Here is a 23,049-nt window from a genome sequence, read left to right as displayed (position 1 = left end):
CATGAAGAAACGCATCGTCCTCTACAAGCGCCTGTCCGACGCGCTGATGCAGCGCCTGCAGGCCCACGCCGAGGTGACCCTGATCGAGGACCCGGCCGCCGACGGCCTGGCCCGCCTGCGCGCGGCGCTGCCCGGCGCCCAGGGCCTGCTGGGCGCCAGCCTGCGCCTGGACGCCGCGCTGCTGGACCTGGCGCCGCAGCTGGAGGTGGTCTCCAGCGTCTCGGTGGGCGTGGACAACTACGACATCGCCGAGCTGGAGCGCCGCGGCGTGCTGCTCACCAACACCCCCGACGTGCTCACCGAGACCACCGCCGACACCGGCTTCGCCCTGCTGCTGGCCAGCGCCCGGCGGGTGGCCGAGCTGGACCGCTGGATCCGCGCCGGGCACTGGCAGGCCGGCATCGGCCCGGCGCAGTTCGGCTGCGACGTGCATGGCAAGAGCCTCGGCATCGTCGGCATGGGCCGCATCGGCGAGGCCCTGGCGCGCCGCGCCCAGGCCGGCTTCGGCATGCAGGTGCTGTACAGCGCGCGGCGGCCGCGGCCGGAGGTGGAGGCCCGCTACGGCGCGCGCCACCTGCCGCTGGATGCGCTGCTGGGCGAGGCCGACTTCGTCTGCCTGTGCGTGCCGCTGAGTGCTGAAACGGAGGGGCTGATCGGCGAGCGCGAACTGGCGCTGATGAAGCCTTCGGCCATCCTGGTGAACATCTCCCGCGGCCGCGTAGTGGACGAAGATGCGCTGCTGCGGGCCCTGCGCGAGCGGCGCATCCGCGGCGCCGGCCTGGACGTGTTCGTGCGCGAGCCGCTGCCGGCGGATTCGCCGCTGCTGCAGCTGGACAACCTGGTGGCGACGCCGCACATCGGCTCGGCCACCGAGGAAACCCGCGAGGCCATGGCCCGCTGCGCGGTGGACAACCTGCTGGCGGCACTGGCCGGCGAGCGCCCCGCGAACCTGGTCAACCCCGGTGTCTGGGCGCGTCGATCCGGTTGAACCGCCGCCTTTTCACCCGGTCCGACCCGTGACCGACCCTCTGCCTGCAAGGACACGCCCATCATGATCAAACCCGCCGCCCTGACCCTGCTGCTGTGCGCCGGCACCGGCCTGTTCGCCGGGCCGGCCAGCGCCGCCCAGCAATACGACCTGCTGGTCGGCACCTACACCGGCGCCGGCAGCCAGGGCATCTACCGTTACCGTTTCGACAGCGCCAGCGGCCACATCCAGGCCGAGGCGCTGCAGGTGGTGCCCAGCGAAAACCCCTCCTGGCTGACGCTCAATGCCGACCAGACGCGCCTCTACGCCGTCAACGAGAACGGCCCCGGTGCGAGCGACCCGCTCGGCAAGGTCAGCGCCTTCGCCATCGACCCGGCCAGCCACCAGCTGAGCCTGCTGAACCAGGTGCAAAGCCGCGGCGACGAGCCCACCTACTCCAGCCTGGCGGCCGGGGGAGGGCACCTGTTCGTGGCCAACTACGCGGTGCACCCGGACCCCGGCGGCAACCTGGCGGTGCTCGGCATCGACGAGCAGGGTCAGCTGACCGGCGTGGTGCAGCAGGAGCGCCATGGCGCCTCTCGCGTCAACCCCGAGCGCCAGGCCAGCAGCCACGTGCACTCGGTGGTTTCCGGGGTGGACGGGCGCTACGTCTACGTGCAGGACCTGGGCGCGGACAAGGTCTTCGTCTACCGCTACGAGGCGGCCAACCGCGAGCACCCGCTGAGCCCGGCGCAGCCGGCGGCGGTGGACCTGCCGCCGGGCAGCGGCCCGCGCCACCTGCTGTTCAGCCGCGACGGCCGCTACGCCTACCTGACCCTGGAGATGGCCGGGCAGATCGCCGTGTTCGAGGTGCGCGACGGCCAGTTGCAACGCACGCAACTGGTGGACATGGCCGCCGGCCAGGACGCCGCGCACAAGGCTGCCGCTGCCGTGCATCTTTCGCCGGACGGGCGCTTCCTCTATGCCAGCAACCGCGGCAAGGCCAGCGAGCTGCTGGTGTATACGCTGGACCCGGCCAGCGGCCAGTTGAAGGAATTGCAGCGGCGCTCGGTGGAAGGCGTCGAGCCGCGCGAGTTCAGCCTGGATCCCAGTGGGCGCTTCCTGCTGGTGGCGAACCAGAAGAGCAACCAGGTCGTGGTCATGCGCCGCGATCCGGACAGCGGCAAGTTGGGCGAGACGGTGCAGAAGTTCGCCATCGATTCGCCTTCCGATCTGAAGTTCCTGCGCTGAGGTCTCTCCAGCCCTCTCCCGCAAGCGGGAGAGTCCCATGCCTCCGGACCCGTAGGAGCGGACTCCGTCCGCGATTCGGATTTCCAGCCCCGTAGGATGGGTTGAGCGAAGCGATACCCATCACCCCGACAGCATGGGTTTCGCAAGCTCAACCCATCCTACGAAAAGCGCCCGTGCTTCCCTGTAACCGGCGAGCTTTCGATAGCCACCTATGCTTACCGACACGAACAACAGCCCCGCGCATCCGGCACCACCGGCCGCAAAAGGGGCGAGAAGACCTACACGACCTGATTGACCTGTTGGAAAAAGGAGAGACCCAGCCATGTCCAACGACGACCCAGCCGCCGCGCAACCGGCGCGGCGCGACTTCCTGCGCAAGTCCCTGGCGCTGATCCCCGTGGCCACCCTGGCCGGCACTGGCGTGGGCAGCGTGGTGCTCGGCGGCCCGAGCACGCCCGCGGCCGACCCGCAGCCCGCCGCCGAGCCGCGGCAGGGCGGCGCGCGCGCCTACCAGCCGACCTTCTTCACCGCCCAGGAATGGGCCTTCGTCCAGGCCGCCGTGGCCGTGCTCATCCCCACCGACGCGCTGGGCCCGGGGGCCGCGGACGCCGGCGTGCCGGAGTTCATCGACCGCCAGCTGAACACCCGCTACGGCAGCGGCGGGCTCTGGTACATGCAGGGGCCCTTCCACCCGGATGCCGCGCCGGAGCTGGGCTACCAGCTCAAGCTCAGCCCGCAGGAAATCTACCGCCTGGGCATCCAGGAGACCGACGCCTGGTGCAAGGCCAAGTGGAACAAGCCCTTCGCCGAACTGGACGCGGCGCAGCAACAGCAGGCGCTGGAGGCCCTGGACGGCGGCAAGGCCGAGTTCCAGGCGGTGCCGGCGGCGACCTTCTTCGCCATGCTCTGTCTGAACACCCGCGAGGGCTTCTTCAGCGACCCGCTGCACGGCGGCAACCAGGGCCTGGCCGGCTGGAAGCTGATCGGCTTCCCCGGCGCCCGCGCCGACTTCATGGACTGGGTGGAGCGCGACGAGCGCTATCCCTTCCCGCCGGTTTCCATCAGTGGCGAGCGAGGTTGAGGCAATGGCCCAGGTATTGAAGAAAGTCGATGCGGTCATCGTCGGGTTCGGCTGGACCGGCGCCATCATGGCCAAGGAACTGACCGAGGCGGGCCTGCAGGTGGTGGCCCTGGAACGCGGCCCGGCCCGCGACACCTACCCCGACGGCGTCTACCCGCAGACCATGGACGAGCTGACCTACAACTCGCGCAAGAAGCTGTTCATGGACATCTCCCGCGAGACCGTGACCCTGCGCCACGGCCTGAGCGACCTGGCCGTGCCCTACCGCCAGTTCGGCGCCTTCCTGCCCGGCACCGGCACCGGCGGGGCGGGGCTGCACTGGTCGGGCGTGCATTTCCGCGTCGACCCGGTGGAACTGCGCCTGCGCAGCCACTACGAGGAACGCTACGGCAAGGCCTTCATCCCCGAGGGTATGACCATCCAGGACTTCGGCGTCAGCTACGACGAGCTGGAGCCGTACTTCGACTTCGCCGAGAAGGTCTTCGGCACCTCCGGCACGGCCTGGTCGATCAAGGGCCAGGTGGTGGGCCGCGACAAGGGCGGCAACCCCTTCGCCGCCGACCGTTCTAGCGACTTCCCGCTGCCGGCGCAGAAGAACACCGTGTCCGCGCAACTGTTCGAGAAGGCCGCCCGCGAGGTCGGCTACCACCCCTACAACCTGCCCTCGGCTAACACCTCCGGGCCCTACACCAACCCCTACGGCGCGCAGATGGGGCCGTGCAACTTCTGCGGCTTCTGCAGCGGCTACGCCTGCTACATGTACTCCAAGGCCTCGCCCAACGTGAACATCCTGCCGGCGCTGCGCCAGGTGCCTAACTTCGAGCTGCGCAACAACGCCCACGTGCTGCGGGTGAACCTCAACGCCGAGAAGGACCTGGCCACCGGCGTCACCTACGTCGACGCCCAGGGCCGCGAAGTGGAGCAACCGGCGGACCTGGTGATCCTCGGCGCCTTCCAGTTCAACAACGTGCGCCTGATGCTGCTCTCGGGCATCGGCAAGCCCTACGACCCGCTGAGGAACGAGGGCGTGGTGGGGCGCAACTTCGCCTTCCAGAACATCTCCACGGTGAGCGCCTTCTTCGACAAAGCCAGCCACCACACCAACCCCTTCATCGGCGCCGGCGGCAACGGCGTGGCGGTGGACGACTTCAATGCCGACAACTTCGACCACGGCCCCCACGGCTTCGTCGGCGGCTCGCCGTTCTGGGTCAACCAGGCCGGCACCAAGCCCATCGCCGGGGCCAAGGTGCCGCCGGGCACGCCCAAGTGGGGCAGCGCCTGGAAGGCCGCGCTGGCCGACAGCTACCGGCACATACTGGCGATGGACACCCACGGCGCGCACCAGTCCTACCGCGACAACTACCTGGACCTCGACCCGGTGTACAAGGACGCCTACGGCCAGCCGCTGCTGCGCATGACCTTCGACTGGAAGGACAACGACGTGAAGATGAACCGCTTCATGGTCGCGCAGATGCGCAAGATCGCCGATGCCATGGGCGCCAAGGTGGTCACCGCGCCGATGAAGGAGTTCGGCCAGCACTTCGACGCCACCGTCTACCAGACCACCCACCTCAACGGCGGGGCGATCATGGGCACCGACCCCAAGACCAGCGCCCTGAACCGCTACCTGCAGGTGTGGGACGTGCACAACGTGTTCGTCCCCGGCGCCTCGGCCTTCCCCCAGGGCCTGGGCTACAACCCCACCGGGCTGGTGGCGGCGCTGACCTACTGGTCGGCGCGGGCCATCCGCGAGGTGTACCTGAAGCACCCGGGCCCGCTGGTGCAGGCATAGGAGGCCGGAACATGAAGACATTCCTCAGCGCCGCCCTGGCCATGGCCGCCAGCACTGCGCTATATGCCGCCGATGCGACCGACCCGGCGCAGGTGAAGCAGGGCGAATACCTGGCCCGCGCCGGCGACTGCGTGGCCTGCCACACCGCCAAGGGCGGCGAGCCCTTCGCCGGCGGCCTGCCGATGGCCACGCCCATCGGCACCATCTACTCGACCAACATCACCCCGGACAAGACCGGCATCGGCAACTACAGCTACGAGGACTTCGAGCGCGCCGTGCGCCAGGGCATCGGCAAGGGCGGCAGCACCCTGTACCCGGCCATGCCGTACCCGTCCTATGCCCGCGTCAGCGACGAGGACATGCGCGCGCTCTACGCCTACTTCATGCACGGCGTGGCGCCGGTGGTGCAGGAGAACAAGGACAGCGACATCCCCTGGCCGCTGAGCATGCGCTGGCCGCTGGCGATCTGGCGCGGGTTGTTCGCCCCGGAGGTGAAGCCCTTCGCTGCCGCCGGGCAGGACCCGACCCTGGCCCGCGGCGCCTACCTGGCGGAAGGCCTGGGGCACTGCGGCGCCTGCCACACGCCGCGGGCGCTGACCATGCAGGAGAAGGCCCTGGACGCCGCCGACGGGCCCGAGTACCTGTCCGGCAGCGCGCCGCTGGAAGGCTGGATCGCCAAGAACCTGCGCGGCGACCACAAGGACGGCCTGGGCAGCTGGAGCGAGGCGCAGATCGTCGCCTTCCTCAAGACCGGGCGCAGTGAACGCAGCGCGGTATTCGGCGGCATGAGCGACGTGGTCGAGCACAGCATGCAGTACATGACCGACGCCGACCTGACCGCCATCGCCCGCTACCTGAAGTCCCTGCCACCGGTGAACCCCGACGACAAGCCGTTCCAGGAAGACCGCCAGGTCGCCGGGGCGCTGTGGAAGGGCGACGACGGCAAGACCGGCGCCGCGCTCTACGTCGACAACTGCGCCGCCTGCCACCGCACCGACGGCAAGGGCTACGCCCGGGTGTTCCCGGCGCTGGCCGGCAACCCGGTGCTGCAGAGCGCGGACGCCACCTCGCTGATCCACATCGTGCTCGACGGCAGCACCCTGCCGGCCACGGCGACGGCGCCGTCCACCTTCAGCATGCCCGGCTTCGCCTGGCGCCTGTCGGACCAGCAGGTGGCCGAGGTGGTCAACTTCATCCGCAGCAGCTGGGGCAACCAGGCCGAGCCGGTGGATGCCGGGCAGGTGAAGGCCTTGCGCAGCCAACCCAGGCCGGAGCTGAAGGCGGCGACGTTGATCGGCGATACCACGGGGAAGGAGGCGCCGTAGCCGACGGCAAACACCACACCCCGTAGGATGGGTTGAGCGAAGCGATACCCATCACCGTGGCCGCATGGGTTTCGCAAGCTCAACCCATCCTACGAAAAGCACCCCGGCGCAGTGGGCAAGACAGTCGCTCCTGCGCCGTGTGTCCCAGGGAGCGTAGGAGCGGACTCCGTCCGCGATGGGATTGCCCGGCGGCATCGATGCCTCGGCTTGCCTTCTCCCCCTCCGGGTGACGGCTGGGGTGAGGGCAAACGGACTTCCACCCGGCACCGCCGCCAATCCAAACCTCAATACCTGGGCAACGACTGAATCCGCGGATCGATCTGTTGCCTGGGAATCTGCTGGCGGCTGTCGCGTTCCTTGCAGTCCGTCTGCTGCCCGGAGGCGCAGTCCCGGCTGCTGCAGGCGGCCGTTCCCAGCGTCAGGACGATCAGCGTGGCGAGCGAGAACAGGATCTGCCGGCACATGGCGGGCCCTCCGCGAAGGTGGTGCTTAAAGCAAACACGCGAATGCCCGCGGGCGCCCGGGCGGGCGACGAGCGGAGGCGGGCGGTGCGACGAACTACAGGCTCGCCGTCAGTCATCAGTGCGCCACCGACCACCCATCCCCCCATCACGGCGCCCGGTGAACTCATTGCGCCGTTGCGCTGTCTGTCTGCTGTCGGCCCACCGGGCGGCGGGCCCGGGCCCGCGCCAGCCGGGTGATTGCGCCGCGTCGATAGCAAGATCGTAGCCGCCCCGGAGCATCTGCCTGGCCGGCTTTTTACCGCGCCCGCTCGCCGGGGTTCGTTTATCGCCATGTGAAGATTGCCCATGTCCCTATCCCGTCATTTCCCCGCCTCCGTATCCCTTCCCACCCGCGTCCTGGGCGCCTGCCTGCTGGGTGGCCTGCTGGCGGCCGGCGCCGCGGCGCAGGCCGAGGAGGGCGCCGGCAATGCGCGCTGGGTGAGCGACAGCCTGACGACCTACGTGCGCAGCGGCCCCACCGACGGCTACCGCATCGTCGGCACCCTGACCTCGGGGCAGAAGGTCGAGCTGCTGAACACCCAGGGCGACTACAGCCAGGTGCGCGGCGAAAGCGGCAGCAGCGTGTGGATCCCCAGCCGCGACCTGCAGGACAAGCCCGGCCAGGCCGAGCGCCTGCCGCAGCTGGAGCAGAAGGTGAGCGAGCTGAGCGCCGAACTGGCGGGCATCAACGACAGCTGGAAGACCCGCGTGCAGGGCATGCAGGAAACCCTGGACTCGCGCAAGAAACTCATCGACGAACTGCAGGCGGCCCGCGCCGGCCTCGACGACGAACTCACCAAGGCCCGCTCCGAACTGCGCGCGGCGCAGGCGCAACTGGGCGACGAGAACAAGCAGGTGCTGATGCGCTACATGGCCTACGGCGGCAGCATCGCCGGCGCCGGGCTGCTGGTCGGGCTGATCCTGCCGACCCTGCTGCGGGTGCGGCGCAAGCGCAACGATCAGTGGATCTGAGGCGCTGGTTGCGGTGGGATTAGGGGGGCCTTGGTTCAGCGAAGGCGCCCAGTCCAGGCTCCGCACCCTCACCCCAGCCCTCTCCCGGAGGGAGAGGGGGCCGTTCGGCGTGGGCGGCGAGTTCGGAATCATCCTGAGCGCGTAGGGCGTATAACCGTTCGCGGTTATACGCCGTTGGCCGAAACACCGAAGCCTGACGATTCTGGACCCGTAGGAGCGGACTCCGTCCGCGATTGGTTTGGCTAGACGGATGTGGGGGCAGGGAGCTTCGTGATTGCGTTTCATGCCGAACGGTTCCCTCTCCCGCTTGCGGGGGAGGGTTAGGGAGGGGGAGCGGAGTCAGGGTTGGCAGAGGTGTGTGGGGGAGTCCGTAACCCTCTCCCCAGCCCTCGGCTGCGCGCCCCGCCCTGAAGGGAGAGGGGGCCGTTCGGGGCGGGAGGAAAACCCTGAGTCATCCTGAAACGCCTAACCATCCCCCGTCATTCCCGCGAACGCGGCAACCCAGTGACTGCGGGGTTCGCGAGCAAGCTCGCTCCTACGAAAAGCAAAAGCAAAAGCGCGTTTGCTCTGGATTTTGGACTTCCAGAGAAACATCCGCGCGCACCGAAACGCCCCTTCAGAAGGCCGGGCGAAACCGGCGCTCAGGAGGTCATGCGACATGGATGTCGCGAGAGCCCCGCGGGCTACAGGGACGTACCCTCGGGGCGGGCCTCCGTGGCGGGGGAATTCGCGAGGGTAGCCCGGCTCCATCGGGCCCGTATGTCGGGGCAAGCCTTTTTGGTTCCTTTTGTGGCGATTGACAAAAGGGACTCGCCCGAGGGGGCGAAACAAGACGGTCGGGCAGACTCGGTGCGGCGCAGAAACACCCAAGCCAAGGCAGCTGGGTTATTCCCCTTCGGGCCAGCGCAAGCGCTGTTCGCGATGGAGCCGCGTCCCGCGTTCGCGGGAATGACGAGATTGAGGTCGGCACGAAGGATAGGGTTGGAGAGAGAGTTCGGACCAGGCCCTGTAAAGTGAAACGACCCCCCGTCGTCTAGGCTATCTCCAAGCCCTGCCGGCCTCCCGCCGGCACGCGTGGCCGACCCTGCGCAGGTGTTTTTCCACGGGCCGCGGCCAGCAACCCGAGGAGGTGCTTCCGTGAAAAACGCCGTCGCTTTCATCGGCAGGTGCGTGCTGGCAGGCCTGCTGGTCATCCTGCCGATCTACCTGGCCCTGCTGCTCCTGCTCAAGGGCATCGCCTCGGCCGGCCAACTGGTCCGGCCCTTCACCCAGCTACTGCCGGAGAGCCTGCCGGCCCAGCAGATATTGTCCGTGCTGCTCGTGCTGGTGAGCTGCTTCGTCATCGGCCTCGCCGTGCGCACCCGCCTGGGAAAGCTGGCCCGTGGCCGGCTGGAGCGCTCGGTGTTCGAGCGCATTCCCGGCTACGAGCTGCTGCGCAGCCTGACCCTGCAGGTGGCCGGCGAGAAGAACGACGGCATCTGGAAGCCGGCCCTGGTGGAAATCGAAGAGGCCCTGGTGCCCGGCTTCATCATCGAGGCCTTCGAGGACGGCCGCTACACCGTGTTCGTGCCCTCGGTGCCGACACCCTTCGCCGGCGCCGTGTACGTGCTAGATGCGCATCGCGTGCACCCGGTCGACGTGCCCTTCACCGAGGCGGTGAAGGTCATCACCAAATGGGGCTCCGGCGCCCGCGGCCTGGTGCAGGCCATGGAGGCAGCCCGTGGCCGGGATGACGTCCCGGCAGCCACGCCAGGAGACCGGTGAGTTCCGGCGCCCCTGGCAGAGCTGTCAGGGTTGCGAGGCCGCCACCGCGGAAGGGTTCTGGAACATGACCTTGAAGCTGTCCCTGTGGGCTGCGTAGTACTCGGCCACCGCCTTGTCCGCCGAGCTCTCTCGAGCCTGCTTCATCAGCGTCTCGAGGTCTTTCATCGGCAGATGGAAGTTCGAGAAGAAGTAGGCGACCTGGGGAAAGTCCCGGGTGAACCCCTTGCGCGCCACGGCGTGGATCTGCTCGGTCTTGCCGTAGACCTCCTTGGGGTCGTCCAGGTAGCGCAGCGACCAGGTGGAGAACATCCAGTGTGGGCTCCAGGCGTTGATCAGCGCCCACTTGTCGCGCTTCAGGTTGCGGTCCAGCTCGTTGAGCATGCCGGTCTCCGAGGAGGCCAGCAGCTTGTAGCCGTCCAGCTTGTATGCGGCGATGGCGCGGGTGGCGGTCTTGTATTGGCCGTTGCCGACCTCGGAGGTGAGAATCTTGCCCTCGAACTTCTCCCGCACTTCGGGCTTGTTCAGGTCCTCGATGCTGGCGACTTCGCTGACCGGGATGGAGGTGGGAACGGCGAGACCCAGGCGGCCTTCGTAGATGACGCCGAGGTCTTCGAGCCGGTCCTTGTACTTGTCCCAGAACGGCTTGTGACTGTAGGTGAGCCAGGCCATGGGGATCAGGTCCACCTTGCCGGTCGCCATGGCCTGGAACTGGATGCCGATGTCGGCCATGACCAGCTTCACCGGCTGCTTGAGCTGATCCTGCAGGGCGGTGGTGGCGAGCTTGACGGTGATTTCCGTGTCGGCCCAGTTCACCCAGCCGATCACCACGGGCTTGGGTTCGTCGGCGTGGGCCAGGCCCGCGCATGCCGCCAGGGCGGTTGCCGCCATCCAGCGGCCGAGTGTTCTTGCAATGGGGTTGTTGGCGATCATCTGGCACCTCGATTGTAGTTATTGGGTTGGCAGCTCGATGCATGGCATCTGGGGTGGAGCGGATCAGAGGTAGCGGTAGCGATTCACCACGGGCGAGGCGATGTGCCAGACGGCACTGACCCCTCGGCGAACCGTCACGTGGCTCCCCGGCGCGATGCTGACCGGTGGGTTGGCAGGGCTATGGATGACCGCTTCGCCGCGTTGCACGACGAACTGGACGTCCTGCTCGTAGTGATACTCGAAGCGTTCCGTCTCGCCGCTTTCCCACAGTTCCCATGTCTGGCACTGCTCTTTCTCGGGTGCGGTGGCCTGGCGCTGGATGATTTCCGTCATGTCGTGACTCCGGGTAGGGTTCAGACCACTTCCGGCCGGATCGGCAGCGCCGGCAAGCGGTGGTGGAAGGGCAGGGCCTCCGGCTTCAGCGGTGGCTTGCCCAGTAGGAGGTCGCTGGCCTTTTCCGCCAGCATGATGGTGGCCGCGTTGATGTTGGCGCTGGGCACCGAGGGGAACACCGAGGCATCGATCACGCGCAGGCTGTCGATGCCGATGACGCGCAGCTGGCTGTCGACGACCGCCAGCGGGTCCTTGCCGCTGCCCATCCTGCAGGTGCCGCAGGGGTGGTAGGCGCTCGCCGCGTCTTCACGGATGAAGTCGTCCAGCGCCTTGCCGCCGCGGATATGCGGGCCGGGCGTATCTTCCCGGTAGCTGTAGCGCTTGAGGGCTGGCTGGTTGGCGAACTCGATGCCCAGGCGCATGGCCTCGCGCATGACGCGCCAGTCTTCTTCCGTGGCCATGTAGTTGGGGTCGATCCGCAGCGGGTCGGCAACCTTGTTGCTGCGCAGCCTCACGCTGCCCCGGCTGGTCGGGCGCATCGGGCCGACGCCGATGCGATAGCCGTAGGTCGTCGAGACGGGAATCCAGTCCTTGTCGAAGAAGACCGGGAAGAAGTGGAACTGGATGTCCGGATGGGGCGTGCCGGGCGAACTGTTGAGGAAGGCGCCGACGTGGCACTGGTTGACCGCCGCCACGCCCTTGCGCAAGCCGAACCACTGGATGCCGGCCCACAGCATGCGGTGCGGCTGCAGTTCCCGGTTCAGCGAGATGGGCTCGAGGGTCTCGACCTGTATGTGGCACTCCAGGTGGTCCTGCAGGTTCTGCCCGACGCCGGGGAGATCGACGGCACAGGCCAGATCGTGTTCCCGCAGATGTTCCGCGGGCCCGATGCCAGAGAGCATCAGCAGTTGCGCGGAGCCGAAGACGCCGCTGCAAAGCAGCGTCTCGCACCGGGCACGCACCTCGACAACCTTGTTCTTGCGGCGGATTTGCAGGCCCGTGGCGCGTCGTCCTTCCAGGGTTACCCGCTGGACCTCGCAGCCGAGCCAGATGCTCAGGTTCGGATGTTCGCCCAGCGAATGCAGGTAGCCGTAGGCCGAGCTGTTGCGGATGCCGTTGCGCACGCTCATCTCGAAGCGGGACACGCCTTCCTGGCGATAGCCATTCACGTCGTCGGTCAGCGCGAAGCCGGCCTGCCGGCCCGCTTCGAGGAATGCCGCATTCAACGGGCTCAGGCTTTCCTGGCGCTGCGCGCGGATCGGGCCGTCCTGGCCGCGGTAGGGGCTGGCGACGGCGCTGGACTCGATCTTCTTGAAATAGGGCGCGCAATCGGCCCAGCTCCAGCCCGTCGCGCCCTCGGCTTCCCAGCGGTCGTAGTCCAGGGGATGGCCGCGCAGCCAGGTCATGCCGTTGATGGAGGAGGAGCCGCCCAGCACCCGCCCCCTGGGTTGCTGGATGCGCCGATTATTCAGGTGGCGCTGTTCCTCGGTGTGATACCACCAGTTGTACTTCGAGGTCGGCTTGAAGGCGGAGCGCAAGCCGGCGGGCATGCGGATGATCCAGGACGAATCGGAGCCTCCCACCTCGACCAGCAGGACCTTGTGCCCCGCATCGGAGAGCCGGCGGGCGAGCACGCAACCCGCAGAGCCCGCACCGGCGATAACGTAATCAAACTCGGACTGCATCGACTGTTCTCCAGCGGCCTGTGGGCCACACCGTGGGGAGGTGCACCTGCTCGGCTGCACCGTGGGGGCCACTGTAATGAAGGTGCCGGAGGGCGGATATTTAATAAAAAACAAGCCACGCTTAAATAACTTTTAAGCCGCCCGCAGGCCTTGCGGCGGCAAGGGCCCGGGGTGGACGGGTGACGCGAACGGGCATGCGGACGCCAGCCTTTTCCCCTTACCCTGGGGCCGATGAACAGGCCATGAGGACCGCGCCGTGCGCCACCTGGATCTCACCTTGCTGCACACCTTCAAGACGATTGCCGAGTGCAGGAGCCTTGCGCTCGCCGCGCAGCGCCTGCACAAGACACAGGCCGCCATCAGCATCCAGCTGAAGAAGCTCGAAGACATGCTGGGCAAGCGCCTGATCGACCGCGGCCACCAGTTGGCCGAACTCACCCCCCATGGCGAGTTGCTGCTGCAGTACGCGCGCAGGATGCTCGCCCTGAGCAACGAGGCCGTGGACCTGTTCGTCAAGGAAGAGGTGTCCGGCACGGTCCGCTTCGGCATCCCCGACGACTACGCCAGTGCCTTCCTGTTGCCGGTGCTGCGCTCGTTCACCCAGCTGTTCCCCAGGGTGCGCCTGAAGATCCGCAACGACATCAGCCAGAACCTGTTCACCGCGCTGGAAGAGGGCGAGCTGGACATCGCCTTGGTCACCCAGCGCAGCAACGACGGGAACGGCGAAATCCTGCGCTGCGACCAACTGCAGTGGGTGGCCGCCTCCGACTACGGCCTGAACCCGGATGTACCGATTCCCCTGGCGCTGTATCCGCACGGTTGTGGTTATCGGCGGCAGATACTCACGGCGCTCAGCAGCACCCAGCGGGACTATGAGATCGCCTTCGAATGCACCGGCGTGACCGGCGTGCAACTGGCCGTGGACAGCGGCTTGGCCATAGCCGCGACCTCCGCGCCGCTGATCCAGCCCGGCTGGCGCATTCTGAACGCCGCGGACGAAGCGCTGCCGTTGCTCGGCAACGTCACGATCGAGCTGCGCCTGGGCAAGGGCGCGCCTTCGGCGGCCGTGCAGAGTTTCGCCGACGAGCTGCGCAAGCAGGTGCCGATGCAGTGAGCTTCGGCTGGCACTCAACGGCGCCTGGTGCCAGGGGTGAGCGGAAGGCTTGACAGCTCCTGGGTTTCCCGGAGAATTCGCCGTAATTTATGTAAACGTTTACAGATTGTTTGCCCTGCATGTGGAGGTTGGCGATGGGACTCTGGGTAGGTATCGCGAAGGACGATCCAAAGGTTTTCTCCGGGTACCTGGCCATGCCGCCCAGGGGCTTCGGCCCGGGGTTGTTGCTGCTCCAGGAAATCTGGGGCGTGAACGGGCATATCCGCGATCTCGCGGAGCAGTACGCGGCCGACGGCTACGTGGTGCTGGCGCCGGACATGTTCTGGCGGCAGAAGGCGAGGGTGGAACTGCCCTACGACGAGGCCGGCACCGCCCGAGCCTACGAACACCTGCGGACGCTGGATTTCGCCGAGGCGCAGGCTGACCTCGACGCCGCCACCGCCTTCCTTGCCGGCTTGCCGTCCGTCGACGGCGGCATCGGCGCGCTGGGCTATTGCCTGGGCGGCCGCCTGGCGTTTCTCGCCGCCAGCGGCGGGCAGGTGCAGGCGGCGGTTTCCTACTATGGCAGTGGCCTCGGTCAGCACGTCGATCAACTGCGTGCGCTGGCATGCCCGATGCTGTTCCACTTCGCCGAGCAGGACCACCTCATCCCGCTGGCGGATGCCCGGCAATGGCTTTCGTCGATCCCCCAGCCGACGCCGGTGGAGCACTTCGTCTATGCGGGGCGGGGCCATGGCTTCAACTGCCCGTACCGGCCCGCCTACGGGCAGCGCGATGCGGCGCTGGCAAAGGGGCGGACGCTGCAGTTCCTGGCGCGGCACCTGTAAGCCGCGAGGGCCTTGCTGCTGCAGTGACGAGCGGCATGACGGACTTCTTGCAAAGCGTTCTGTAATCGATTACAAATAATCCATCGGCTCCCAAGCTGGCTCAAGTCCAACAACAAAATTTCCCGGGAGAAAGACGTGCGTGATATCTACGGTCGGGCTGCACTGAAAGCCTACGATTACGTGGTGGTGGGATCGGGCTCCGCAGGCAGCGTCATGGCGGCCCGCCTGGCGGAAGAGAAGGGCGTGAAGGTGCTGCTGCTCGAAGCCGGCCCCTCCGACCAGAGCCTCTACATCCGCATGCCCGCGGCGCTGGGCTTCCCGCTGATGAACGACAGGTTCAACTGGTACCTGCATTCCGAGCCCGAGGCCGGCCTGTGCGAGCGCAGGATCTATGAAGCCCGCGGCCGGGTATTGGGCGGCTCGTCCTCGATCAACGGCATGAACTGGGTGCGCGGCAACCCCTGGGACTACGACAACTGGGGCGCCATGGGCCTGGAAGGCTGGAGCTACGCGCAATGTCTGCCGTACTTCCGCAAGGCCGAGACCTTCGACAAGGGCGAGAGCGCCTACCGCGGCGGCAACGGCCCCATGAAGATCCAGACCTGCAAGGCCGAGAACCCGCTCTACCACGCCTTCCTGGAGGCGGGCGAGCAGGCCGGGCACAAGCGTGTCGACGACCACAACGCCTATCGCCAGGAAGGCGTGCACATCACCCAGCGCAACATCCACGACGGCATCCGCTGGAGCACTTCCCAGGCCTACCTGCACGCCAACACCGACCGCGAGCGCCTGCACGTGTGCGACCGCGCGCAGGTCACCCGCATCGAGTTCGCCGGCCGGCGCGCGGTGCGCGTGCACCTGCTGGCCGCCGGCGAGCCGCGGGTCGTCGAGGTCGGCCGCGAGGTCATCCTCTGCGCCGGCGCCATCCATTCGCCGCACCTGCTGATGCTCTCCGGCGTGGGCGAGGCCAGCCACCTGGAGCGCTTCGGCATCAAGGTGATCGCCGACCTGCCCGGCGTGGGCAAGGGCATGAAGGACCATATCGCCGCGCCCGTGCAGTACCGCGCGACGCAGAACGTGTCGATCGCCAAGGACCTGACCCTGCTGGGCAAGGCCAAGCTCGGCCTGCTCTGGCAGCTGTTCAAGAAGGGCATGGGGGCGACCAACTTCTTCGAGGTCGGGGCCTTCATCCGCACCGACGAGTCGATCAAGGTGCCGAACGTGCAGTTCGAGTTCATCCCCATGCTGGGCGAGTTCCAGCACGGCAGCGTCAAGCTGGAGAACGGCTTCCAGTACTTCTTCAGCCTGATGCGCCCGACCAGCACCGGCTCGGTCTGGCTGGGCAGCGCCAACCCGCTGGAGGCGCCGAAGTTCAGCTTCAACTTCCTCTCCACCGAGGAGGACCGCGCCGAAGCCATCGCCGCGGTGAAGGCGATCCGCCACGTCGTCGCGCAGCCGGCCTGGGACCCGTACCGCGGCGAAGAGGTGACGCCCGGCGCCGCGACCCAGAGCGACGCCGAGATCCTCGCCATGCTCCGCCAGCTGGCCGGCACCAACTACCATCCGTGCTGCTCGCTGCGCATGGGCAACGACGACCAGAGCGTGGTGAACGCCTGGGGCCAGGTCCACGAGCTGGACAACGTGCGCGTGGTCGACGCCTCGATCATGCCGGAGATCGTCAGCGGCAACCTGAACGCGCCGGTGATCATGATGGCCGAGAAGATCGCCGACCACGTGCGCGGCCGCCCGCAGCTCGCCCGCGAGGTCGCCGACTACTACAAGGTGGCCTGAGGCCCAAGGCGCAGGCGCCGCTTGCGGCGCCCGCGGCAGCTACAAGAACAAGATCGGGTAGGCAGTGATGAGCAGGAAACACTCGGAGCACCTGGGCCAGGCGCGTGTCGCCACCACAGCCATGTTCTTCGTCAACGGCATGGTGCTGGCGGTCTGGGCCACCAACATCCCCGGCATGAAGGCGGCGCTGGCGCTGTCCGACCAGCAGCTGGGCATGGCGCTCAGCGCCTTCGCCGCGGGCACCATGCTCACGCTGTTCCTGGCGGGCAGCCTGGTCACCCGCCTGGGCAGCCGCAATACCCTGCTGCTGGGCGGGGCGCTGCTGGCGGCCGTGCTGCCGCTGTCGGCGCTGGCGACCTCGTCGCTGGCGTACAGCATCGCGGTGTTCCTGCTGGGCGTGGCGAACAGCGTGTTCGACGTGGCCATGAATACCCACGGCGCGATCATCGAGGCGCGCCGGGCGAAGCCGCTGATGTCGTCCTTCCATGCGGTGTTCAGCATCGGCGGGCTGGCCGGCGCCTCGGCCGTCGCCACGCTGCTGGCCGACCGCCTGGGGCCGCTGCATTGCCTGGCCTTCGCCTCGGCATCGATCGCGCTGACCTCGCTGCTGGCGAGCCGCTGGCTGGGCCGGCTGGAACCGCTGTCGGCCGGCGACGGGGCGGACGGGCGGGTCTTCGCCATGCCGAACGTCGCCCTGCTGTGCATCGCCGGCCTGACCTTCCTGGCGCTGTTCATCGAGCGCACGGTCATCGACTGGAGTTCCCTGTACCTCACCGACGTCAGCCGGGCATCGGCCAGTACGGCGGCCTTCGCCTTCGGCGCCTTCAGCCTGGCGATGGCGGTCGGCCGCCTGTCCGGCGACCGCCTGGTGCGTCGCCTGGGTCAATCCACGCTGCTCTGCGGCTCGGGCGCGCTGGGCGCGGCCGGGCTGGCCCTGGGCATGCTGGCGCCGCAGCCGGCGGCGGCCATCGCCGGCTTCGTGCTGGTCGGCCTGGGCCTGGCCAACATGATCCCCACGCTCTACAGCCGGGCCAGCCGCGCCTTCCCGGGGGCTCCGGGGCTCGGGCTGGCGATGAACGGGACGCTGGGCTACGTGGGCTTTCTCATCGCGCCGCCGGTGATCGGCTTCGCCTCGGCCCAGCTCGGGCTGCGGCTGGCCATGGCGCTGCCGCTGATCGCCTTCGTCGTGCTGATGATCTGCACCCTGCGCAGCAACGCGGGGAGCGAACGGGTAGAAAACCGCCAATTCGTGCCTGTGCAGCTGTAAGGGGAACGCCGTTCCCCTGTTTTTCGGCTCGGAATGAAAACGTTTACGAGCAAAGCCAACCCATTTCACGAGGTGACCGCAATGACCGATTCGAGCAATGCCCTGAAGGCCAGCGCCGACAAGGGCGTCGTCTACTACTTCAACCGCGACAGCGAGGTCAGCTACTGGCAGCCCAAGCCTGCCAACGGCTACGTCTCCGTGTGCGTATCGCCAGGGCTGACGAAGATGGAGCGCGACCTGTCCATGGGCACCCAGACCCTGCCGCCGGGCGGCCGCGTGCGCGAGCATGCCCACCCGGCCAACGAGGAAATCCTGCATTTCATCTCCGGCCGGGGCAAGGCCGTGATCGACGGTGAAGAGTACGTGCTGGAGCCTGGCGTGACCGTCTTCCTGGGCAAGCACAACGCCCACACCTTCATCAACGACGGCGACGCCGACCTGCACTGGGTCTGGTTCATGACCCCCAGCGGCCTGGAGAACTTCTTCCGCGACATCGGCCGCCCGCGCCGCAACGGCGACGCGGCCCCCGAACCCTTCGAGCGCCCGAGCGACATCGAGCGCATCGAAGGCAAGGAGAACGGCGTGTTCTCCTACACCAAGAACTGAGCGCGCGGCCATGGCAAACGAAGTCTTCGCGCTCGACCAGGGGCAGGGCAGGGCGGTGCTGCTGGTCTCCGGGCTCGGCGGGCTGGCGGCCTTCTGGCAGCCCACCGTGGCCGAGCTGAGCGGCGAGCATCGCGTCATCACTTTCGACCATCCAGGCGTCGGCGGCAGCCCGCTGGACGGCCCGCCGAGCATCCCGGGTATCGTCGAAGCCGCGCTGCGCCTGCTGGACCTGCGGGATTTGGAGAGCGTCCATGTGGTCGGGCACTCCACCGGCTCGCTGGTGGCCCAGAGCCTGGCGCTGGACCACCCGCGACGGGTGCGGAGCCTGGTACTGAGCAGCGGCTGGGCGCAGCCGGACAAGCGTTTCGAAGACTTCTTCGCCTACCGCAAGCTGCTGCTCGAACGCCTGGGCGGGACGGCCTACACGGCGCTGACGCGCCTGTTGGCCTACCCCTCCGAATGGTACGGCGAGCAGTTCGCCGTGGCCGAAGCCCTGGACTTCGAGGCGCCGTCGGCGGTCGACGCGGCTATGGTCGGCGCGCGCATCGACATGCTGCTCGGCTACAGCCGCAAGGCGGAGCTGGCGAACATCCGCTGCCCGGCCCTGGTGGTCGGCGCCGCCGACGACTACGTCATTCCCTTCCACCACGCCCGGGAACTCGCCGGGCTGATTCCCGGGGCGAGCCTGCGGGAACTCAGTGGTGGTCACTTCACACCCGTCACGCGAACCGCCGGGTTCGCCGCGCTGCTGCGCAACTTCTGGGAGGCACACGCATGAGCTCTCGACCCATTTCCCGCGTCGGCATCATCGGCCTGGGCGCCATCGGCAAGCGGGTGCTCGATGCCCTGCAGCGCGACCACCTGCCGGCGGCGGCCTACGCGGCCATCGATCATGCCGCGCACCCCGAGGCGTTCGTCCGCGAGCACCGCCTGGAGGTGTTCGACGACGTGCGCAAGCTGATCGCCTGGCAGCCCGACCTCGTCGTCGAATGCGCCGGCCACTCGGCCGTGGTGGAAACCGTGCCGACCCTGCTGCGCGCCGGCATCGACGTGGTGATCGCCTCCATCGGCGCGCTGGCCGACAAGGCCATCAGCGACGCGCTGGATGCCGCGGCCCACGCCGGCAATGCCCGGCTGATCCTGGTCTCCGGCGCCATCGGCGGCCTGGATGCGCTGCGTTCGGCCCGCGCCGCGGGGCTCGACAAGGTCGTCTACGTCGGCCGCAAGCCGCCGCGGGCCTGGGCCGGTTCGCCGGCGGAAGAGGCCTTCGACCTGGGCGCCATCAGCCAGCCGACCACCATCTTCCGCGGCAGCGCCGCCGAGGCGTCCATGCGCTTTCCGAAGAACGCCAACGTCACCGCGGCGGTGGCGCTTTCCGGCGTGGGCTTCGACGCCACCCAGGTCGAGCTGGTCGCCGACCCGGGCGTGGACCGCAACGTCCACGAGGTGCAGGCCGCCGGCTCCTTCGGCGACCTGAGCATCCGCCTGGCCAACAACCCCTTGCCCGACAACCCCCGTACTTCCTGGCTGGCCGCCCTGAGCATCGAAGAGGCCGTCAGCAAGCAATTGCAATCCCTGGTTTTCTGAGGAACCCACACATGAAACTGCAGAACAAGGTCGCACTCATCACCGGCGCCGGCGCCGGTATCGGCGAAGCCACCGCTATCCTTTTCGCCGAGCAGGGCGCCCGGGTGGTCCTGGCCGACCGCAACTACGCGCTGGCGGCGGCCGTCGCCGAACGCATCGGCAACAACGCCTTCGCCCTGGAAGTGGACGTGGCCAAGGCCGAGCAGGTCCAGGCCATGGTGGAGAAGACCGTGGAGCATTTCGGCGGCATCGACATCCTGGTCAACAACGCCGGCTTCGGCTGCCTGGGCACGGTCGTCAGCCTCGACGAAGACGCCTGGGACAGCGTCATCGACGTCAACCTCAAGGGCGTGTACCTGTGCTCGAAGTACGCGATTCCGGAACTGGTCAAGCGCGGCGGCGGCGCCGTGGTGAACCTGGCCTCGACCATCTCCGTGGTCGGCATCAAGGACCGCGCGGCCTACGTCGCCGCCAAGGGCGGCGTGGCCGCGCTGACCCGCGCCATGGCGCTGGACCATTCGGCCGAAGGCATCCGCGTGAACAGCGTGGCCCCCGGGGTGATCAACTCCAGCTACTACGACAAGATGTTCCAGCAGGTGCCGGACCCGGAGGCCTTCCGCAAGGCCTTGGAAGCGCGCTCACCGCTGAACAAGATGGGCGACCCGCTCGACATCGCCAACATGATCCTGTTCCTGGCCTCGGACGATTCGAAGTTCGCCACCGGCGCCATGTTCACCGTCGACGGCGGCTATACCGCCTGGTGACCCGGCCATGATCCATGAACTGCGCGAATACCGGCTGCTGCCGGAAAAGTGGCCGCTGTACTTCGACCTGTTCAGGCAGGTCTGCATGCCGCTGCGGGGCGAGGCGTTCGGCCGTTTGCGCGGCGCCTGGCTGGAGCAGGACAGCCGCCAGGTGCGTTTCTTCCACCTGTGGGAGTACGAGTCCCTGGACGAGCGCGCCCGGCTGCGCCTGGCTCTGGCGGAAAAGCCGGCCTGGCGCGAGGAGTTCCTCGCCCAGGCGGCGCCGCAGATCCACCGCCAGCACCTGCGTGTGCTCAACCCCCAGCGGGTGGCGGAGGAGCTGATGGCGGGCGGGCACGACCTGCACCTGGTGCGCTATGGCTGCGACGTGGGCCGCGTGAACGCGGTGCGCGCGGAGCTGGAGGACCTGTGCGATGCGGCGACCTCGATCTGGACGATGGAGTTTCCCGATCCCAACCAGGTACTGACGTTGTCCGCTTCCGCCGCGATCGAATTCTCCGCCGAGGCGCGCCGCAGCCTGCAGTCGGTGGAGATCACGCGTCTCAAGCCGCTGGCCATCTGAGCGCCGCGGGTATCGCTTTGGGGTTCCCGGCCGGCTCTTCTTGTCGGCCGTCGGTCGGGAGCCTGTTTTCCATGGGGCGCTCCCTTTGGGGGCACGCATTTCGGTAACGCACGCTGGAGGGACGTTACCGAATTAAACGCAACCGCCGCCGGTGATGCCGTCGGCGGCCTTCCAGGCCACCCGGGCTGCGCTTGAAAGGCCCGTTGCAGAGGGCTTCGCCGCAGTATCGAAGCCTGGCTCCGGGCCTGCGCGAAGGTGGCATGAAAGCTGAATGTAAACCTTTACATTGGAGGCATTACCCGCAAGGTAGCAACCCCAGGGCTGGAGAGGAGGGCTGGCCCAGGGGGAGGGATTCGATGTGAGTTTTTCGCCAAGAAATGTAAAGGATTACATTCGTGGACGAACCAACGGCGGCCCGGTATAGGGCTAGAGCAGAACAAGAAAAAGCGGTCCCCGCGCCTACGTGCACCGCTGCAGCGAGGTTAGTGATGGATATTGAGAAGAGAAGCATCGAGTTCGTGCCCCATGCCGAACGCTACGGGCACCCCAAGAGACTCTTCACGATCTGGTTCAGCGCGAACATGCAAGTGACCACCCTGGTGGTCGGCACCCTGGGAATAGTGGCGGGCCTGAACCTGGCCTGGACCTGCCTGGCGCTGGTGCTGGGCTGCGCCATCGGCACCGTGTTCATGGCCGCGCATTCCTCGCAGGGGCCGCACCTGGGCATCCCGCAGATGATCCAGAGCCGCGCGCAGTTCGGTGTGCTCGGCGCTGGCTTCCCGCTATTGATCAACTACCTGGCGTTCGTGCTGTTCACCGCGGCCAACGGCGTGGTGATGCGCGACTCGATCAAGGCGTTCCTGGACGTGGGGGACAACACGGCCATCGTGCTGTTCGGCGTGATCTCCTTCGTGGTGGGCTTCATCGGCTACGAGCTGATCCACCGCTTCGGGGTGATCATGTCGGCGCTGTCGGGCCTGCTGTTCCTGGTGGTGGCGGTGCTGGCGCTGCAGAAGCCGTTGCCGGTCGGCGCCCTGGAGCTGACCGACACCTTCAAGTTCACCGCCTTCGCCCTGACGGTGACCCAGGCCGCCTCCTGGACGCTCGGCTTCGGGCCCTACGTGGCGGACTACTCGCGCTACCTGCCGGTGAACATCTCCAGCCGCCAGACCTTCTGGTACAGCTACCTCGGCAACCTGCTCGGCGCCGGCCTGGTGATGCTGCTGGGGGCCCTGCTGGCCACCTTGATCAAGGACGTGACCAACGACCCGGGCAGCGCCATCGGCAGCTTCTTCGGGCCCTGGTCGAAAGTCGCCATGGTCGTGGTGGTGCTGGGCGTGATCGAGATCAACTCGCTGAACCTGTACAGCGCCTACATGTCGGGCATGACCATCTTCACCGGCATGCGCGGCATGACCCGCATCAGCCGCGGCACCAAGTTCATCGCCATGGGGCTGACCGCTATCGCGGCCACCTGGATCGCGGTGCAGACGCAGTACAACTTCTTCGCCTACTTCTCCGACATCCTGATCGCCCAGGTCTATTTCCTGGTGCCATGGAGCGCGATCAACCTGGCCGACTTCTACCTGGTCCGCAAGGGCAAATACGCGGTGGACGACATGTACAACGTCGACGGCCAGTACGGGAAGTACAACATCTCGACCATGGTCATCTACCTGCTGGGCGTGCTCTCGACGCTGCCGTTCATGGACATGTCCTTCTACCACAGCTACTTCGCTCAGATCCTCGGCTCGGACCAGAGCTGGATTCCGGCGCTGATCGTGCCGGCTGGCCTGTATTACTGGTGGAATCGCAAGCGGGTTGCGGTGCCGGCTGTGGCGTTGCAGTCGGTGGTTTGATTCGTGGGGGGTAGGGGGGCCGTTCGTGCCACGGAGGCATCCGGCGTGGCCGGTGACAAAGTCCGCTCC

General features: G+C 67.6%; 21 protein-coding genes. 17 read left to right on the top strand and 4 right to left on the bottom strand.

The annotated features are described in order from the left end of the window. The first annotated feature begins 1 nt into the window (after window position 1). The 5 genes from IG194_RS31700 (at window position 2) to IG194_RS31680 (ending at window position 6,416) form a co-directional block, all read left to right on the top strand. Complete coding sequence (locus tag IG194_RS31700; RefSeq protein ID WP_058489979.1) at window positions 2–988, top strand: 2-hydroxyacid dehydrogenase; 987 nt, start codon at window positions 2–4, stop codon at window positions 986–988. 63 nt (window positions 989–1,051) lie between these two features. Beyond that, the gene (locus IG194_RS31695; RefSeq protein WP_058489978.1) at window positions 1,052–2,218 is read left to right on the top strand and encodes a lactonase family protein; all 1,167 of its coding nucleotides are present in this window, start codon (window positions 1,052–1,054) and stop codon (window positions 2,216–2,218) included. A gap of 322 nt (window positions 2,219–2,540) precedes the next feature. After that, window positions 2,541–3,299, top strand: a complete 759-nt coding sequence (locus IG194_RS31690; protein WP_058489977.1) for a gluconate 2-dehydrogenase subunit 3 family protein — start codon at window positions 2,541–2,543, stop codon at window positions 3,297–3,299. A gap of 4 nt (window positions 3,300–3,303) precedes the next feature. Continuing rightward, window positions 3,304–5,091, top strand: coding sequence for a GMC family oxidoreductase (locus IG194_RS31685; RefSeq protein WP_058489976.1), 1,788 nt, complete (start codon window positions 3,304–3,306; stop codon window positions 5,089–5,091). Window positions 5,092–5,102: 11 nt separating this feature from the next. Next, the gene (locus IG194_RS31680) at window positions 5,103–6,416 is read left to right on the top strand and encodes a cytochrome c (protein WP_058489975.1); all 1,314 of its coding nucleotides are present in this window, start codon (window positions 5,103–5,105) and stop codon (window positions 6,414–6,416) included. A 284-nt stretch (window positions 6,417–6,700) separates the two neighbouring features. Here IG194_RS31680 and IG194_RS31675 read toward each other — a convergent pair whose 3' ends face one another. Next, complete coding sequence (locus IG194_RS31675) at window positions 6,701–6,880, bottom strand: hypothetical protein (protein ID WP_043313367.1); 180 nt, start codon at window positions 6,878–6,880, stop codon at window positions 6,701–6,703. A gap of 345 nt (window positions 6,881–7,225) precedes the next feature. Between IG194_RS31675 and IG194_RS31670 the strand changes: the two genes are divergently transcribed. Continuing rightward, window positions 7,226–7,891, top strand: a complete 666-nt coding sequence (locus IG194_RS31670; RefSeq protein WP_009622597.1) for a TIGR04211 family SH3 domain-containing protein — start codon at window positions 7,226–7,228, stop codon at window positions 7,889–7,891. A 1,137-nt stretch (window positions 7,892–9,028) separates the two neighbouring features. Then, window positions 9,029–9,655: a DUF502 domain-containing protein gene (locus IG194_RS31665; RefSeq protein ID WP_058489974.1), complete on the top strand. Its 627-nt coding sequence runs from the start codon at window positions 9,029–9,031 to the stop codon at window positions 9,653–9,655. A 24-nt stretch (window positions 9,656–9,679) separates the two neighbouring features. Here IG194_RS31665 and IG194_RS31660 read toward each other — a convergent pair whose 3' ends face one another. The 3 genes from IG194_RS31660 to IG194_RS31650 form a co-directional block, all read right to left on the bottom strand. Continuing rightward, window positions 9,680–10,585, bottom strand: a complete 906-nt coding sequence (locus IG194_RS31660) for a glycine betaine ABC transporter substrate-binding protein (RefSeq protein ID WP_058489973.1) — start codon at window positions 10,583–10,585, stop codon at window positions 9,680–9,682. Between the two features lie 63 nt (window positions 10,586–10,648). Beyond that, window positions 10,649–10,918, bottom strand: coding sequence for a DUF861 domain-containing protein (locus IG194_RS31655; protein WP_058489972.1), 270 nt, complete (start codon window positions 10,916–10,918; stop codon window positions 10,649–10,651). Window positions 10,919–10,938: 20 nt separating this feature from the next. Then, complete coding sequence (locus IG194_RS31650) at window positions 10,939–12,603, bottom strand: choline dehydrogenase (RefSeq protein ID WP_058489971.1); 1,665 nt, start codon at window positions 12,601–12,603, stop codon at window positions 10,939–10,941. A gap of 256 nt (window positions 12,604–12,859) precedes the next feature. Here IG194_RS31650 and IG194_RS31645 point away from each other — a divergent pair, with 256 nt between their 5' ends. From IG194_RS31645 to IG194_RS31600, 10 genes are all read left to right on the top strand, one after another. Then, the gene (locus tag IG194_RS31645) at window positions 12,860–13,717 is read left to right on the top strand and encodes a LysR family transcriptional regulator (protein ID WP_058489970.1); all 858 of its coding nucleotides are present in this window, start codon (window positions 12,860–12,862) and stop codon (window positions 13,715–13,717) included. 134 nt (window positions 13,718–13,851) lie between these two features. After that, on the top strand, window positions 13,852–14,544 hold the full coding sequence (locus tag IG194_RS31640; RefSeq protein ID WP_058489969.1) for a dienelactone hydrolase family protein: 693 nt from the start codon (window positions 13,852–13,854) through the stop codon (window positions 14,542–14,544). A 135-nt stretch (window positions 14,545–14,679) separates the two neighbouring features. Further along, a complete protein-coding gene (locus IG194_RS31635) occupies window positions 14,680–16,335 on the top strand; it encodes a choline dehydrogenase (RefSeq protein WP_082996293.1) in 1,656 nt (551 codons plus the stop codon). Window positions 16,336–16,402: 67 nt separating this feature from the next. Further along, window positions 16,403–17,602: an MFS transporter gene (locus IG194_RS31630; RefSeq protein WP_058489967.1), complete on the top strand. Its 1,200-nt coding sequence runs from the start codon at window positions 16,403–16,405 to the stop codon at window positions 17,600–17,602. An 81-nt stretch (window positions 17,603–17,683) separates the two neighbouring features. Further along, window positions 17,684–18,208 (top strand): cupin domain-containing protein, encoded by a 525-nt coding sequence (locus IG194_RS31625; RefSeq protein ID WP_058489966.1) that lies wholly within the window; start codon window positions 17,684–17,686, stop codon window positions 18,206–18,208. Between the two features lie 10 nt (window positions 18,209–18,218). Continuing rightward, on the top strand, window positions 18,219–18,986 hold the full coding sequence (locus IG194_RS31620; RefSeq protein ID WP_058489965.1) for an alpha/beta fold hydrolase: 768 nt from the start codon (window positions 18,219–18,221) through the stop codon (window positions 18,984–18,986). Continuing rightward, on the top strand, window positions 18,983–19,795 hold the full coding sequence (locus tag IG194_RS31615; RefSeq protein WP_058489964.1) for an aspartate dehydrogenase: 813 nt from the start codon (window positions 18,983–18,985) through the stop codon (window positions 19,793–19,795). Before IG194_RS31620 ends, IG194_RS31615 begins: the two co-directional genes overlap by 4 nt. Window positions 19,796–19,806: 11 nt before the next feature. Then, window positions 19,807–20,559 (top strand): SDR family oxidoreductase, encoded by a 753-nt coding sequence (locus IG194_RS31610; protein WP_058489963.1) that lies wholly within the window; start codon window positions 19,807–19,809, stop codon window positions 20,557–20,559. A 7-nt stretch (window positions 20,560–20,566) separates the two neighbouring features. Further along, a complete protein-coding gene (locus IG194_RS31605; RefSeq protein WP_058489962.1) occupies window positions 20,567–21,121 on the top strand; it encodes an NIPSNAP family protein in 555 nt (184 codons plus the stop codon). A gap of 488 nt (window positions 21,122–21,609) precedes the next feature. Beyond that, a complete protein-coding gene (locus IG194_RS31600) occupies window positions 21,610–22,980 on the top strand; it encodes a purine-cytosine permease family protein (protein ID WP_058489961.1) in 1,371 nt (456 codons plus the stop codon). The last annotated feature ends 69 nt before the right edge of the window (window positions 22,981–23,049 follow it).

It is taken from the genome of Pseudomonas sp. ADPe, from assembly GCF_014843515.1.
Taxonomy (GTDB): Bacteria; Pseudomonadota; Gammaproteobacteria; order Pseudomonadales; family Pseudomonadaceae; genus Pseudomonas; species Pseudomonas citronellolis.
Note: the sequence above shows the minus strand (reverse complement) of the source record. Positions and strands in the feature narration are given on the sequence as shown.